Annotated in this window: 14 protein-coding genes; 5 read left to right on the forward strand and 9 right to left on the reverse strand. The window is 41.4% G+C overall.

Features of this window, described 5'->3' with window-relative positions:
- Positions 1 to 38: 38 nt before the first annotated feature.
- The 6 genes from nudC to L1068_RS04990 form a co-directional block, all read right to left on the reverse strand.
- The gene (gene nudC / locus L1068_RS04965; RefSeq protein WP_237129342.1) at positions 39 to 959 is read right to left on the reverse strand and encodes an NAD(+) diphosphatase; all 921 of its coding nucleotides are present in this window, start codon (positions 957 to 959) and stop codon (positions 39 to 41) included.
- Between the two features lie 90 nt (positions 960 to 1,049).
- Entirely contained in the window at positions 1,050 to 1,850 is an 801-nt protein-coding gene (nagB, locus tag L1068_RS04970; RefSeq protein ID WP_237129343.1) for a glucosamine-6-phosphate deaminase, read from the reverse strand.
- Positions 1,851 to 2,095: 245 nt separating this feature from the next.
- Positions 2,096 to 3,235, reverse strand: a complete 1,140-nt coding sequence (locus L1068_RS04975; protein WP_343221853.1) for a DUF5009 domain-containing protein — start codon at positions 3,233 to 3,235, stop codon at positions 2,096 to 2,098.
- 335 nt (positions 3,236 to 3,570) lie between these two features.
- Positions 3,571 to 4,698, reverse strand: a complete 1,128-nt coding sequence (gene nagA / locus L1068_RS04980; protein ID WP_237129344.1) for an N-acetylglucosamine-6-phosphate deacetylase — start codon at positions 4,696 to 4,698, stop codon at positions 3,571 to 3,573.
- A 2-nt stretch (positions 4,699 to 4,700) separates the two neighbouring features.
- The gene (locus L1068_RS04985) at positions 4,701 to 5,594 is read right to left on the reverse strand and encodes a BadF/BadG/BcrA/BcrD ATPase family protein (RefSeq protein WP_237129345.1); all 894 of its coding nucleotides are present in this window, start codon (positions 5,592 to 5,594) and stop codon (positions 4,701 to 4,703) included.
- Positions 5,595 to 5,910: 316 nt separating this feature from the next.
- The gene (locus L1068_RS04990; RefSeq protein ID WP_237129346.1) at positions 5,911 to 6,114 is read right to left on the reverse strand and encodes a hypothetical protein; all 204 of its coding nucleotides are present in this window, start codon (positions 6,112 to 6,114) and stop codon (positions 5,911 to 5,913) included.
- A gap of 186 nt (positions 6,115 to 6,300) precedes the next feature.
- Between L1068_RS04990 and L1068_RS04995 the strand changes: the two genes are divergently transcribed.
- Together L1068_RS04995 and L1068_RS05000 are read left to right on the forward strand one after the other, a co-directional pair.
- A complete protein-coding gene (locus L1068_RS04995) occupies positions 6,301 to 6,732 on the forward strand; it encodes a CBS domain-containing protein (RefSeq protein ID WP_010559910.1) in 432 nt (143 codons plus the stop codon).
- Positions 6,733 to 6,896: 164 nt separating this feature from the next.
- Positions 6,897 to 7,262: a response regulator gene (locus L1068_RS05000; RefSeq protein ID WP_237129347.1), complete on the forward strand. Its 366-nt coding sequence runs from the start codon at positions 6,897 to 6,899 to the stop codon at positions 7,260 to 7,262.
- A 418-nt stretch (positions 7,263 to 7,680) separates the two neighbouring features.
- Here L1068_RS05000 and L1068_RS05005 read toward each other — a convergent pair whose 3' ends face one another.
- On the reverse strand, positions 7,681 to 8,520 hold the full coding sequence (locus L1068_RS05005) for a 2OG-Fe(II) oxygenase family protein (RefSeq protein WP_237129348.1): 840 nt from the start codon (positions 8,518 to 8,520) through the stop codon (positions 7,681 to 7,683).
- A 417-nt stretch (positions 8,521 to 8,937) separates the two neighbouring features.
- Between L1068_RS05005 and sbcB the strand changes: the two genes are divergently transcribed.
- Together sbcB and L1068_RS05015 are read left to right on the forward strand one after the other, a co-directional pair.
- On the forward strand, positions 8,938 to 10,377 hold the full coding sequence (sbcB, locus tag L1068_RS05010) for an exodeoxyribonuclease I (RefSeq protein ID WP_237129349.1): 1,440 nt from the start codon (positions 8,938 to 8,940) through the stop codon (positions 10,375 to 10,377).
- Positions 10,377 to 10,634, forward strand: coding sequence for a Rho-binding antiterminator (locus tag L1068_RS05015; RefSeq protein WP_237129350.1), 258 nt, complete (start codon positions 10,377 to 10,379; stop codon positions 10,632 to 10,634). Before sbcB ends, L1068_RS05015 begins: the two co-directional genes overlap by 1 nt.
- 45 nt (positions 10,635 to 10,679) lie before the next feature.
- Here the strand turns inward: L1068_RS05015 and L1068_RS05020 are convergent, their stop codons facing one another.
- Positions 10,680 to 11,561, reverse strand: a complete 882-nt coding sequence (locus L1068_RS05020) for an NAD(P)-dependent oxidoreductase (RefSeq protein ID WP_237129351.1) — start codon at positions 11,559 to 11,561, stop codon at positions 10,680 to 10,682.
- A 93-nt stretch (positions 11,562 to 11,654) separates the two neighbouring features.
- On the opposite strand from L1068_RS05020, the gene L1068_RS05025 reads away from it, so the two are divergent.
- Positions 11,655 to 12,644, forward strand: a complete 990-nt coding sequence (locus L1068_RS05025; protein WP_237129352.1) for a 2-hydroxyacid dehydrogenase — start codon at positions 11,655 to 11,657, stop codon at positions 12,642 to 12,644.
- Positions 12,645 to 12,685: 41 nt separating this feature from the next.
- Here L1068_RS05025 and L1068_RS05030 read toward each other — a convergent pair whose 3' ends face one another.
- On the reverse strand, positions 12,686 to 14,008 hold the full coding sequence (locus L1068_RS05030) for a sodium-dependent transporter (protein ID WP_237129353.1): 1,323 nt from the start codon (positions 14,006 to 14,008) through the stop codon (positions 12,686 to 12,688).
- Between the last annotated feature and the right edge of the window lie 94 nt (positions 14,009 to 14,102).

Raw genomic sequence — 14,102 nt, forward strand, 5'->3', positions numbered from 1 at the left:
TTAAATAGACTTTTAGACGTCTAATCAAATCTAATTTGTTATGAGTTAATCCAATGCTCTAACAGGAAGCGACTAATCGAGCTATAACGCGGCTTTTTAAAGCTTGATGAATCATCGCCCCACTCACCAAATTGCGCTAATTCGTCTCGGCTAAACCACTTCGCGTCTTCCAGTTCATCTTCACCAATATCAATTGTTGTGCTGCTTGCCGTAGCAATAAAACCAATCATCACTGAACTTGGGAACGGCCAAGGCTGCGATGCGATGTATTCGACCTCAGACACATCAATGCCCGACTCTTCTTTTACTTCACGAATGACCGCTTCTTCGAGCGTTTCACCCGCGTCCACAAATCCGGCAAGTGCTGAATAATTTCCCGCAGGCCACGATGCTTGGCGTCCAAGCAAGCAGCGCTCAACACCATCATCAAATACTTTACGAACAATCATAATAACCGCGGGATCATGACGAGGAAACGTAATGTGACCACACTTTTTATTATCACAGCGACGGGAGTATCCCCCTTCATACGAGGTATTTTGGCTGCCACAGCGCCCACAAAATACGTGTGTTTTGTGCCAATGTAATAAGGTTTTTGCATAGCCTGCGATCGCTACACTGGCAGCAGGGAAACTGGCGAGTTGGCTGCGAAATGGCAGTGTTTGATAACAACTTAATTCATCAAGCGCTAATTCTTGCTGGGTTATTTCGATAGCAAAGTATGGGGTATTATTCTCAAGCCCTAAAAAGAGGTGCGGCGCACGCCCTAAAATTGTTGTCACTTGCTTTACACTTAACCACAATAAATCATCAAGGTGGCTAGTCGATAACATCATATCTTGATAGAAAAGCAGTACTTTGGCGTTGTCGCTATTAAGTTGTTGCGTGATAAATTCAGGTTTACTGCGTTCGCGCGAGCAACGCGCCAGTGGCATTTGACTAAAAGGCAGATTTTGCATAGCTAATTTATTGAATTTAATATGCTTACATTTAAACATAAAAAAAGCGCCAATGGCGCTTTTTAAAACAAAAATGATGTTACAAAATGATCAGTGCTTTAGCTCAGCTAAATATTGTTGTAACTTTTGATTTTCGCCTTCAATGTGCTTGTATAGTTCAGCGTTTACAAGTTTACTCGCCGCTGCTTCGTCAATAACAATCACTGCATCTTGATGGAATTGTAGCGCAGACGCTGGGCATACTGCAGAAACCGCACCTTCGCACATATCACGCACTGCATCAGCTTTATTTTCGCCAGTTGCAAGCAATACCACTTTTTTCGCTTCTAAAATCGTACCAATACCCATGGTAATTGATAAGTGTGGCTGGAATTCACCTTGTGCAAAAAAACGGGCGTTATCTTCTACCGTTTCTTTGGTAAGCGTTTTTACACGCGTTCGCGATGCAAGGCTCGATGATGGCTCGTTGAAACCGATATGACCGTTACGACCAATACCTAATAATTGAACATCTACACCGCCGCTTTGTGAGATCTTGTTCTCGTACATTTTACACGCAGTGATCGGGTTTTGTGCATCGCCCGGCGGTACAAACGTGTTACTTTTGTCGATATCAACGTGATTAAATAACTGCTCGTTCATAAAATAACGATAGCTTTGTGGGTGGTCGCCGTCTAAACCTAAGTATTCGTCTAAGTTAAAGCTTGTTACTTGCTTAAAGCTTACTTTATTTGCTTGATTCGCTTTGATCAGTTCTTGGTAAAGCGCTACAGGTGTCGAACCCGTTGCTAATCCTAATACAGAATCTTGTTTTCTATTAATTTGATCGATAAAAATCTGAGCACCGTATTCGGCCACTGCAGCTGCATCTTTTAAAATAACTATTTGCATAGGAAAGGCTCTAGTAAGGGGTTAAATAAAAATGGGATCTATGGATATCTGTCCGTGCAAGTATAGATAATCCATAGATCACAAAACCTAATCGGGATACAACGATATTAGGCTTCACCATTATGACAACGCTGTCATTATTGCGTCTATTTACATATTTGTAAAGTAAAAGTGAATAAAAAAGCGTTATAAAATATAAAGAAAATAAAAAAGCAGGCACCGCCTGCTTTTTAAAATAGTAAGCGTTAAACGCTGATTAGAATCTTGCGTTTATATAGCCAATGCAGTACTAACAATTGCACACCAAGTAAGGCAAATACGCCTATTAATGGCTGCCAAGGTGCCGGTACCGCAGCAATAAACCCACCAAACACACTGCGTGAAATGTATTCCCAGTTTACTAGGCTTGATGCGAGGTAAATCACAATTGAGTTAGCGCCAATAATTACGAATAGATATGCAGCACGTTGTTGATTAAGTAAATCAACAACAGCATAAAACACCGCCAGTAAAATAAAGCTCCAACCTACCGTTACCATCACAAATGACGACGTCCATAAGTCTTTATTAACTGGAAATATCATATTCCACAGCCAACCAACAGCAAGTGCAACTAAACCTGCAGCAAATAAAATACCTGCAGTTTTCCATTCGCCACGCTCTTGTGCTTGTTTAATATAACGGCCCGCAATAACACCAAATAACGCGTTAGCAATAGCAGGAATGCTCGACAAAATACCCTCTGGATCCATTGGCTTATTTTGATAAGTAATGCCTGGTAGCAAGTTTGTGTCGAACCATGCGTTCCAAGAACCCGCACCGCCCACAGATAAATCACCCGCAACACCACCTGGAACAGGTATGAAACAAAGCCAAACCCAATAACCAATCAAGATCCCTGCAAGGGTAAACATTTGTGTTCTAAAGCTGGTATGCCATACCAACATCGCCGCGACAAACCACGCGACTGCAATACGCCCAAGTACACTTGCGTAACGGACTTCTTCTGGGTTAAGTGGTACCCCAGTGCCCCAGCCATGGTTGTAAAGTACACCAAAAAAGCACAGCAATAATAAACGCTTAAACGCTTTTATATAAATAGGTTTACGGTCAACAAAAGGTAAATGGTCGATACGTTTAGGTGACAAACCCATCGCAACGCCAGATAAAAAGATAAATAAAGGGAAAATCAAATCGTAAAAGGTAAAACCGTGCCACTGACTATGTAATGTTTGCGACTCTGCAACTTTCCATCCAGCCCAGCCAGTTAAAACAAACAAGGCGGCAAACACTTTCTCACCGCCTAAAATCCAAAACATGTCAAAGCCACGCAGTGCATCAAGTGATGCTAATCGTTTCTTCGTTTTCTTATTTGTATCGCTCACGACAACCTCGTTTTTATACTTGTAATACCAATGCTGTTACGTGTGCTCTCAGCTCTAGCGCTTAAAAATAATATGCCAAGTAAGCGGAATTTTTCTTATGTAGACATGTTACATAAATAAATTCGAACGCAATAAGCAATAAATTTAGCTCGCTAAAGTGATTAACGCGTTAAGCGAATTGGCATAATAATACCGAGTGAAACAATCCGTTGGTATCACTTAAGTCTAATTACGTGTGTACTTCCCCTAAAAATACACGCTGTTTTTTTACTTTCTTTTAGATAAAAAAAAGCCCTGCTTGTTACTTCAAAGCAGGGTTTTTGCCCAGGAATCAATTATCGCTTTGCACCAGCAACATAGGTTTCTCGTGCATAAAATTCATTGTCCATCACCACAAAGTCAGCATCTGCGCCAACCACTAATCGCCCTTTTCGATTACCTAAACCTAAGTACTGTGCTGGGTAAAGTGATGCCATTCTCAGTGCTTCAGCATAACTAACATCAAGAGTGTTAATGGTATTACGTACCGCACCTGCCATGTCTAACACGCTGCCTGCTAATTCACCTGTGGTTGAATTTAATCTATCGCCAGTGCGGATCACTTTACGACCATCAAAGAAGTCAAACTCCATATCGTCAGTACCCACAGGTGGCATCGCATCTGTTACTAGCATAATTTTGCCACGGGTTTTGCTATCGATAGCAAATTTTGCAGATACTGGGTGAACATGATGACCGTCAACAATTAAGCCGCACCATGCGTTGGTGTCAGTTAATGCTGCCCCAACTACACCAGGTTCGCGTGAAGTGAACGCACTCATCGCGTTATATAAATGGGTAAAACCGTCAGCACCGGCTTCAAGTGCAGCTAATACCGTTGGATAATCAGCATTAGTGTGACCAATAGATACTTTCACACCCGCTGCAACAAGACGTTTAATGTCGCTGGCAGATACGTTTTCTGGCGCTAAGGTAACTACCTTGATGCCTAAATCTTGGCGCTCAAATACTGCAAATTCCGCTTCAGTAATTGAGCGAATAAACTTTTCGCTATGTGTGCCCTTTTTCGGCATTGATAAATGTGGGCCTTCAAAATGTACGCCTACAATACCCGGCACTTGATCTTTAATTGCCTGAGCTGTGGCGTCAGCAGCGCGTTCCATTACTTCAACGCTGTCTGTAATAAGTGTTGGTAATAATGCAGTTGTACCAAATTGGCCATGCGCTTTTGCAATCGCATCAACGCAATTTACACTTTGATCGGCGTTAAAAAATGCACCACCACCGCCATTGACTTGTACATCGATAAAGCCCGGAACAACGGTGCCTTCAAGTACAATCGCATTTTCACTTTGACCATACTCAAACGCTGTGATCACGCCGTCTTCAACACTAAACGTCACATTTTGAACAAACTGTTCACCGCTAAATAAGCGTGTCGCAAAATACTTCGTAGCTGACATAATTACCCTTTAATTGAGTTTTGCGCAAAATAAACGGCGCCCATTTCTGGCGGCTGCATTGCAGGTTTAACATTTGCCACCACGTCTTTATCTAACCATTCTTGTAATGGCTCGGCTAATCCGCCAATCATCGATAAACGCGGTGGGTTATTTTGTAATAGCTTATTGGCTAAATCGCTGATGTAACGTGCACCATCTTTTACGATTGCAAGTGCAACCTCATCGCCTTTCTTTGCTTCTTCAAGTACTGGACGCGCCAACTGCGCATAACTGCTTGATGGTTTGCCCGCCATTGCTTCGGCGATGCCCATTGCATCTGTTACTTTAAAATGCGCTAACAGTATATCGGCAAGTGATGTTTTTGGTCCAAGACCATCTAAGCTTAATAATGCTGATTTTACCGCTTCTAAGCCAAGCCATGCACCGCTACCTTTGTCGCCTTGTGCAAAGCCATGTCCGCCTAATATCGTGCTCTGACCATTCACAAATGAAAAACCACACGAACCAGTTCCGGTAATAATCACAGCCCCATCCTGCCCTTCATGCGCACCAATACATGCAGTGTGAAGATCTGTTGTCAGAAACATCTTTTTAAATGGATGGTGCCAATCTTGAATTTGTTGATATAAACCAGGCAGATTGACGCCAGCAAGACCAAGACCTGCAACCACATCGTTTACTCTATCGAGGTTTAAGCCTGCGTCTTGAATTGCTAACTGAGTTGAAACCATAATGGATTCAAGCGTGCGGTCTAGGCCATGTAACGGGTTAGCAGGACCGCCCAAGCCCGTGCCTAATACCCCATTTTGGCTCGAAAATACGGTTGCACGACACTTTGTACCGCCACCGTCTATTCCAATAAAGATTTGCTCTTTATTTGCACTACTTGCAACCATTAAACAACCTCAATTCTTATAATTTTTCCGTAAAAGCACTGAACACATCTGTTTGTTAATTGTGTTTACTATCCACTTTTACGCATTTCCTCAACCCAAGTGTTGATTTAATGTTACACAAATAATGACAGCGTTGTCATTAAATTTTTATAGTTTTTGCTTATCATTAATTAATATCAGCATAACCATATGTTTTATTTAATATTTAATTTAGGCTTATACGACTAATAGCGAACCGAGTTCACACTTAACAACGACCAAATGTTTACTTTTAGTCGTCTAAATCGTATTCAACAAAAACGCCTATCGTATACTTTTAATTACAATCGTTATCTTGGCAAACTAGAGCGTGTTGACCTTTCCTGTCTATTTCTGCAGCAGTTTGTTTGGCATTTAGACAAGGCAGAGCGATTGTGGTGTAGTACTCTAAATAAATAAACGATAAAGCAGTATAAACGCCAAACAAGCGCTGCCTAATGAGTTCAAGCCAATGGCAGATACCAACAACTCTTATAGCCATACCTGACGCAGCCATTTCAGATTCGCGCTTTGTGCCTAATATGTCAAATTAATAAGCCAAAAATCACAATTTACGGCGCGTAAAAATCAATTGTCATATTTTAGTCTTACAGAGCGCTTTTCTCTTTGGCAAATCACAAAGTTACAAACTAAGCTTAGGATAAACAAAGCCAAAAGAGACCGTGCCATGAATTCAATTAAAGTAAAAGATTACATGACGCATCGCGCCGTGTCCTTTTCTGTTCATATGACTGTTAGCGAAGCGTCTGAGCGACTGTTAATCTCACATCAAACTGGCGGACCAGTGCTTGATGAACACAAACATGTAGTTGGTTTTTTATCTGAGCAAGATTGCCTTGAGCGTATGCTCGAAGACACCTATCAAAATGAAAGCCATTATAAAGTGGTTGATATTATGCGTACTGATGTACTGGCGATAGATGAAGAACACTCAGTGCTGGATTTAGCGCAGACCATGTTAACAAATAAACCCAAAATCTATCCCGTGGTAGATAGCAGCAAACGCTTGGTTGGGGTGATCACTCGCAGCGATGTGCTTCGCGCAATCGATCAGCACCATCATGCAATTTATGAACAAGGCCACAGACGTTTTGTCTAAAAGCGCTGTCAAAATTTTCAGCAAAACAAATTATCGCGCAGTCATTAAAAATGTATTGCGCTTTACAATTAATAGATAATCGCTAAACAATACAAAAATAACGGAAGAATACATCCAATTTACTAAGGTTTTTTAATACGAAATAAGAGTACAAGGAGAAACTCATGGCGCATATATTAGCAGTGGATGACCAGCAAACTATTCGCTCAATGATCCAAGCAATACTAACCGGTGCTGGTTATGATGTAGTAACTGCGGTTGATGGTGTTGATGCAATGGACAAACTGCGCTCACAACAGTTTGATATGGTGATCACTGATATTAATATGCCCAATATGACAGGTTTGAGCTTAATCCCAAAAATCAGGCGACTACCTGGACATCAATATGTGCCAATTCTTATGCTGACCACAGAATCGAGCGGTTATAAAAAAGAAAAAGCCAAAAACAGCGGTGCCAGTGGCTGGCTTACAAAACCGTTTGACCCCACGCGTTTACTTACCGCAGTAGAAAAACTGCTTAAAAAGTGAACTTTCTCAATTCATAGTGTATACAAAATACAAATTTCCTGTTACAACTACACTAACTTGGTTAAACGCAGCAACTTAGGCAGGTACAACCAGTTTAAGATAAATACAATTACAATTTGCTGTTGTTAAATTACTGAGTGTAAATTTTCGGTCACTTTTTATAAGTTTTGTATAACTTGACGTGACGCTAACGCAATCACCAATGACAACAGGAATGCAAAATATGGGAAACTCAACAGGCAGCTTATGCCCGCCCACTAACCGACAACAACCGGTTAATAACAAACATGCTAGTAAGCCGTTTCAACCGACTCAAGATGAAAAATGTTTTGAACGCGGTTATAACTAACTAAAAAAGCCCGCGGTTGCGGGCTTTTTTATGTTTATTCAACACAATATGCTTTTGTGTTCGCTCAGGTTATTTTACACCCAATTCTCTTAAACGTTCGTTTAAGTACTCATCAGCTGTGTAACGCTCTGAAAGCACTACATCTGGACGAGGGTGTAAGAAAAGCGGCAATGAAATACGTGATTTATCTGACGCTTTACCTGTTGGGTTGATTACACGGTGAATTGTTGATGGGAAATAACCACCCGACGCTTCTTGCAACATGTCACCAATATTAATGATTAAGTTACCAAAGTCGCACGGCACGTCTAACCAACCGCCCTCTTTGTCTTGTACTTGCAAACCTGGCTCATTTGCAGCCGGTAACACAGTTAGCAAGTTAATATCACCGTGTGCCGCAGCACGAATAGCACCTGGCTCTTCATCACCTGTCATCGGCGGGTAATGTAACACACGTAATAATGTTTGCTCTGAATTTGAAATCATGTCTTTCAAATCGATTGAGAATTTCGCTTTCACATCTGCTGGTGCGTATTCTTGCACCCAACTAAGTAATGTCGATGCAAACTCGTTTGCTAAACGATAGTACTCACGGATCTCAGCTTCTAGCTGCGCAGGTACTCGTCCTTTTGGATAAACGTGATAATATTCCTTGATATCTTTTTTAGTGAAGCCTTTCGCTACCTCAGACACCTCTGGCGGAAAATAACCATCTTGCGTTTCTTTACTAAATAAAAAATCGTGTTTTTCATTCGAAAAAAAGAATGCCTGCCAATTTTTATAAATAGATTCGACTAATTCTTGCGAAATTGGGTGGTTTTTTAATACACCGAAGCCAGTATTTCTTAACGACTCAACAAACTGTTCAGCCGCGTTTTCAGCGGTATAATCAACCGTAGGTAATTGCATAAGTTTCACCAAAATAAAAAAGTGAAGAGCCTTTATGGCTCATACACTTATCAAATAATTTCAAGGGATGTGTTTTGCACGCATCATTCTCACTAATGTGATTATAGATTATAAGGACGAATGTCCGCACTGTGTAACTGCAAAACCCTCTTTTGATTTAAATCAAAATACGTTGTTCCCAAAATCAAGTTGTTACACGCATTAAACGCTACTTTACCAAGATGACTCGCCTCGAATTACACCAAACATTAACGCGCTGCATTTCCTGTTAATAAATACCAAAACCAACCCAATACGTTAATCTTAGTGGAGTAAGACAAAAATACAGTTAAATGATATGCTAGCGCACAATAATACACAGATGGCTAAGAGTTACTCGCTCAAACACCACGCACATTAAGAATGAACTAAGTATTTATGCAGAACCAAGACCAACCCACAATATACTGGCACGATTATGAAACTTGGGGGGCAACCCCACAAAAAGATAGACCAAGCCAATTTGCGGGTATCCGAACCGATTTTGATCTTAATATTATTGGTGAACCACTGGTCATTTACTGTAAACCACAGGCCGACTATCTGCCTCACCCTATGGCAGCGCTAGTGACGGGTATTACACCACAGCACGCAATGAAACACGGCCTATGTGAAGCAGAATTTATTAGCAAGATTCATTTGGAATTTGCCAAAGAGCAAACCTGTGTTGCAGGTTACAACAGCATTCGTTTTGATGATGAGATATCGCGTTATACTTTTTATCGCAATTTTTACGACCCATACGCAAGAGAATGGCAAAACGGAAATAGCCGCTGGGACATTATTGACTTAGTGCGAGCAACCTATGCACTAAGACCTGAAGGCATTAACTGGCCCGAAAAAGAAGATGGTACGCCAAGCTTTAAACTCGAAGATTTAACAGCAGCAAACGGTATTGACCACGGCAACGCCCACGATGCATTAAGCGATGTAACGGCAACCATCGCATTGGCAAAACTCATCAAAGACAAACAGCCAAAAATGTACCACTACTATTTTAATTTGCGCTTTAAAAAAGCTGCGCAAGATTTAGTAGATGTATTCAATATGACGCCACTGGTACATGTCTCTTCAAAAATACCAGCAAGCCAAGGATGCACAACCTGGATTGCACCAATGGCGTTTCATCACCAAAATAAAAATGCGGTTATCTGTTTTAATTTAGCACTTGATCCAACGCCTTTGATTGAATTAAGTGTTGAAGAAATTCGAGAGCGTCTTTATACAAAACGTGAAAACCTCACAGATGAGCAACTTCCTATTGGCTTAAAGCAAGTCCATGTTAATAAATGCCCATTTATCGCACCGGCAAAAACCCTGTTACCAGAAAACGCAGAGCGATTAGGCATAGATAGAGAAGCGTGTTTAGCAAACCTTAAGTTGCTGCGCGCCCACCCAGAATTACGTGAAAAAGTAGTTGAAGTATTTAACGACGACAGTCACTTAACCCCTATTAAAAATCCGGACTACGCACTTTACCAGGGTTTTGCATCAAGTGGTGATAAATCGAAATTTGATATTATCCGCACCACAGAGCCAAGCCAACTCGCCGGTTTGCAACTAGAATTTGACGATGCAAAATACAGCGAATTGCTGTTTCGCTATCGCGCTCGCAACTGGCCAGAAAGCTTAAGTCACCAAGAGCTCGAAAAATGGCGAAAATACTGCCAAAGCAAACTCATGCATGGCGAAGATAATCCTTCAATTGACGCCAATGAATTTATGCTGACACTCGAAAATTTAGCCCATGAACATGAAAGTGATGAAAAGAAAATGGCGATACTAAAATCACTTTATCATTACGCACAGAGCTTATAATGACAAAACGAATTAGCTGCGATTTACATGATTATTTTGAAATTGTCTGTATGCGCCAAAGTAATATTCGCACCACAGTTAAAGGCAATGTGACCTATCAAGGTAAAGCTGTGGATTTAAAGACATATCAAGGAGTTGAATGGCTGGAAGTTCAGCTAACTGATGGCGAAATGAAGCGCATCAATATCGCTGAGGTTATTTCCTTGTCTGCGTGTGGCAATATCCCTGCTAGTCATAATTTCGATATTAAATTGTAAACACTAACAGCCCACTTTATCTTGGGCTGTTAATTCTCATATTGATTATTTTTGTTTAAAAGACTGCAAACGCGCTAATAAACTCGAGGTATCATAGCGGCCACCGCCTAAGTTTTGTACTTCACTGTAAAACTGGTCAACAATTGCTGTTACTGGCAGCTGTGAACCATTTTTACGTGCTTCATCTAGCGCAATTCCTAAATCTTTACGCATCCAATCAACGGCAAAACCAAACTCATATTCGCCCTTAAGCATGGTTTTATGACGATTTTCCATTTGCCATGAACCCGCAGCGCCTTTGGCAATGGTCTCAACCACTTTTTCGCCATCAAGCCCTGCATTCATCGCAAAGTGCATGCCTTCAGCAAGTCCTTGTACTAACCCCGCTATACAAATCTGATTTACCATTTTGCAAAGTTGGCCTGAACCAACCGGCCCCAGTAATTGGCTAAACTGAGAAAATGCCGCCATAACCGGCTGCGCTTTTGCAAACATCGCGTCATCACCGCCACACATTACGGTTAATACACCATTTTCTGCGCCAGCTTGCCCGCCAGAAACAGGTGCATCAATAAAGTCATTGCCCTGTGCTTTTGCAAGCAGCGCCAATTCTTTTGCAACTTCAGCCGAGGTTGTAGTGTGATCCACAATAACAGCGCCCGGTTTTAATCCAGCAAGTATGCCATCTTCGCCTTTTACCACTTGACGTAAGTCATCGTCGTTGCCAACGCAAACAAACACAAAGTCTGCGTTTTCAGACGCTGCTTTTGGCGTTTCGGCAAAGCTACCCAAATATTCATTGGCCCATTTTTGCGCTTTTGTAGTGGTGCGGTTATAAACACATGTTTCATAGCCTGCATTTTTAAGATGACCCGCCATTGGGTAACCCATTACACCTAGGCCAATAAACGCAACTTTTAACGACATAACTTACTCACTTTTAATCTTTACAAAACTGCGATTGAGTATAATCATTTAACACATTGAATTATAGGCCTACATTTTGCCAAGGATCTCTATATGACTACAGCACCATTTCGCATCGCGTTTTTTAGCGCGCAAAAGTACGATATCAGCGCATTTGACAGCCAATTGCCAAACGATATAACAGCTGAATATTTTACGCAGCCACTTAACGGAATCTCTGTAAAACTTGCCGAGGGGTTTGATGCGGTATGTTGCTTTGTTAATGATACGCTCAATGAAACAGTGATTAACGCCCTAAACGAAATTGGCATAAAACTCATTGCACTTCGTTGTGCAGGTTTTAATAACGTGGATATCTCAGCCGCAAATCAGTGCCAAATGGTCGTAGTACGGGTGCCTGCGTACAGCCCTGAGGCGGTTGCCGAGCATTGTTTAGCACTAATTTTAACGCTCTCGCGTAAAACCCATAAAGCGTACAACCGCGTTAAAGAAAACAACTTTGATTTAAATGGACTGCTTGGCTTTAATCTACATAATAAAACCGTTGGCGTAATTGGCCTTGGCAAAATAGGTAGCGCATTTGTTCGAATTTTAAATGGCTTTGGCGCTAATGTTATTTACTTTGATCCCTTTGCTGAAAGCAATATCGCGACCCCCGTTAGCCTAGAGGTCCTCTACCAGCAATCCGATATTATTGCCCTGCACTGCCCACTTACCAACGACACTTTGCACATCATCAATGAACAGGCACTTGAGCAAATGAAACCGGGCGTAATGCTTGTAAACACAAGTCGCGGCGCGTTAATTGATACTGCTGCATGTATTCGCGCACTTAAATCGCGCAAGTTAGGTTATTTAGCGCTTGATGTATATGAACAAGAATCAGAGCTATTTTTTAAAGATATGAGCTGTGAGATTATCGATGACGATGTATTTCAGCGTCTACTCACCTTTCCCAATGTGCTGATCACTGGCCACCAAGGCTTTTTCACACAAGAAGCAATGAGCGAAATTGTGGCAACCACACTTCACAATGTGAATGAATTTATTGCCAATTTACCATTAACTAATGAAGTTAAATAAAAAAGCGCGTTTAAAACGCGCTTTTTTGTACCAATAACCTATTACTTAAATGCCACGTTAGCAAACACCGCTAACATCAAGATTGGGCAAATAAAGCGAATATAATTTGCGAGCACTTTATAACCAAGTTTGTTTGATTCGTGCAGTTTGTTACCGCGCTTCCAAAGCCACCCCACAACCACAAAGTAAAATAGCCCCATTAATGGTAATTGATATTGGGTAAATACGGTGATCACTAAGCCAAACAACCATTCAAAGTTAACGATAATCACACTTGAACAAATACCCACAACAACCGTTACTAGCCAAGTTGCAGGTTTTCTATCAAAACCATGGTTTTCTACTAAAAACGATACTGGAATTTCTGTCGATGAAATTGTTGACGTTAGCGATGCAATCGACATTAATACAAAAAAGACAAACGCTACCACTAAACCAAAGGCACCTAAGGTAGCAAACAGCTGAGGTAACACAGCGAAAATTAACTGCCCTTCACCAATCAACTTGCCACCTTGCATAATCTCAACACCCTGCGCTTGTGCCACATAAAGTGCCGGAATAATCAGCAAGCCCGCTAAAAACGCAACGCTGGTATCAAGCATGGCAACCGAAATCGACATTTTTGCTACGTTAGCATCTCGTTTTAGATACGAGCCATAAATCATCATGCAGCCAACACCCAGCGATAACGAGAAAAACGCTTGCCCCATTGCTGCAATAATTAAATCTGGATCAGTGACTTTACTAAAATCAGGCACTAAATAAGCATTAAACCCTTCGCTTGCGCCATCTAACGTCGCAATATAGGCAATTAACGTAAGCAGTAATACCAATAAAACCGGCATTAATCGGCGCGACCACACCTCAATCCCCGACTTAACCCCTTTTAAAATAATACTCGCGGTTAATATCAGCATCAGCGGCGTAAAAATAAAGTTGCGCAATATTGAATCTGATTTTAAGAAATTTGCAATGTCAGTAAAGCCAAAGAATGTAGCGATTGGTTCAAGTGCAAACGCCAGCATCCAGCCAGCAACGATGCTGTAAAAGCTGAGCATCACAATGGCGCCGCCAAGGCCAATATAACCTGCTGCCGCGCCCATTTTCTTGCTGGTAGATTGGCACGCTTCAGCCAACGCCTTTACGGGGTTCGCTTGTGCACTGTGACCAATATAGAGTTCAGTAAAAAGCGCAGGTAACGCCAGTAAAAAAATTACAATAAAGTAAACCAACAAAAATGCACCACCACCGTGGTTTGCCGCTTGTGTTGGGAAGCCCCAAATATTACCTAAGCCAACCGCGGCGCCTGCCGCAGCTAATACAAAACCTAAGCGACTTTGAAAGCCATCTCTAATTTGTGCCATATTGAACTCTTATTTTTATTATCTACACCACGACTTACGTAACCAAGCAAGATATACTGTAGCAAATTGTAATACTGCGCTTGGCTAAAAGACT

This window comes from Pseudoalteromonas sp. MMG024 (assembly GCF_021654175.1).
GTDB lineage: Bacteria > Pseudomonadota > Gammaproteobacteria > Enterobacterales > Alteromonadaceae > Pseudoalteromonas.

What these genes read in the sequence shown, in the direction of transcription:
- L1068_RS05025 (WP_237129352.1), top strand. Translation starts at nt 11,655, where the DNA reads ATGACTACAGCACCATTTCGCATCGCGTTTTTTAGCGCGCAAAAGTAC.
- L1068_RS05015 (WP_237129350.1), top strand. Translation starts at nt 10,377, where the DNA reads ATGACAAAACGAATTAGCTGCGATTTACATGATTATTTTGAAATTGTC.
- nagA (WP_237129344.1), bottom strand. Translation starts at nt 4,698, where the DNA reads ATGTCAGCTACGAAGTATTTTGCGACACGCTTATTTAGCGGTGAACAG.
- sbcB (WP_237129349.1), top strand. Translation starts at nt 8,938, where the DNA reads ATGCAGAACCAAGACCAACCCACAATATACTGGCACGATTATGAAACT.
- L1068_RS05020 (WP_237129351.1), bottom strand. Translation starts at nt 11,561, where the DNA reads ATGTCGTTAAAAGTTGCGTTTATTGGCCTAGGTGTAATGGGTTACCCA.
- L1068_RS04985 (WP_237129345.1), bottom strand. Translation starts at nt 5,594, where the DNA reads ATGGTTGCAAGTAGTGCAAATAAAGAGCAAATCTTTATTGGAATAGAC.
- nudC (WP_237129342.1), bottom strand. Translation starts at nt 959, where the DNA reads ATGCAAAATCTGCCTTTTAGTCAAATGCCACTGGCGCGTTGCTCGCGC.
- nagB (WP_237129343.1), bottom strand. Translation starts at nt 1,850, where the DNA reads ATGCAAATAGTTATTTTAAAAGATGCAGCTGCAGTGGCCGAATACGGT.
- L1068_RS05000 (WP_237129347.1), top strand. Translation starts at nt 6,897, where the DNA reads ATGGCGCATATATTAGCAGTGGATGACCAGCAAACTATTCGCTCAATG.
- L1068_RS04990 (WP_237129346.1), bottom strand. Translation starts at nt 6,114, where the DNA reads ATGGCTATAAGAGTTGTTGGTATCTGCCATTGGCTTGAACTCATTAGG.
- L1068_RS04995 (WP_010559910.1), top strand. Translation starts at nt 6,301, where the DNA reads ATGAATTCAATTAAAGTAAAAGATTACATGACGCATCGCGCCGTGTCC.
- L1068_RS05030 (WP_237129353.1), bottom strand. Translation starts at nt 14,008, where the DNA reads ATGGCACAAATTAGAGATGGCTTTCAAAGTCGCTTAGGTTTTGTATTA.
- L1068_RS05005 (WP_237129348.1), bottom strand. Translation starts at nt 8,520, where the DNA reads ATGCAATTACCTACGGTTGATTATACCGCTGAAAACGCGGCTGAACAG.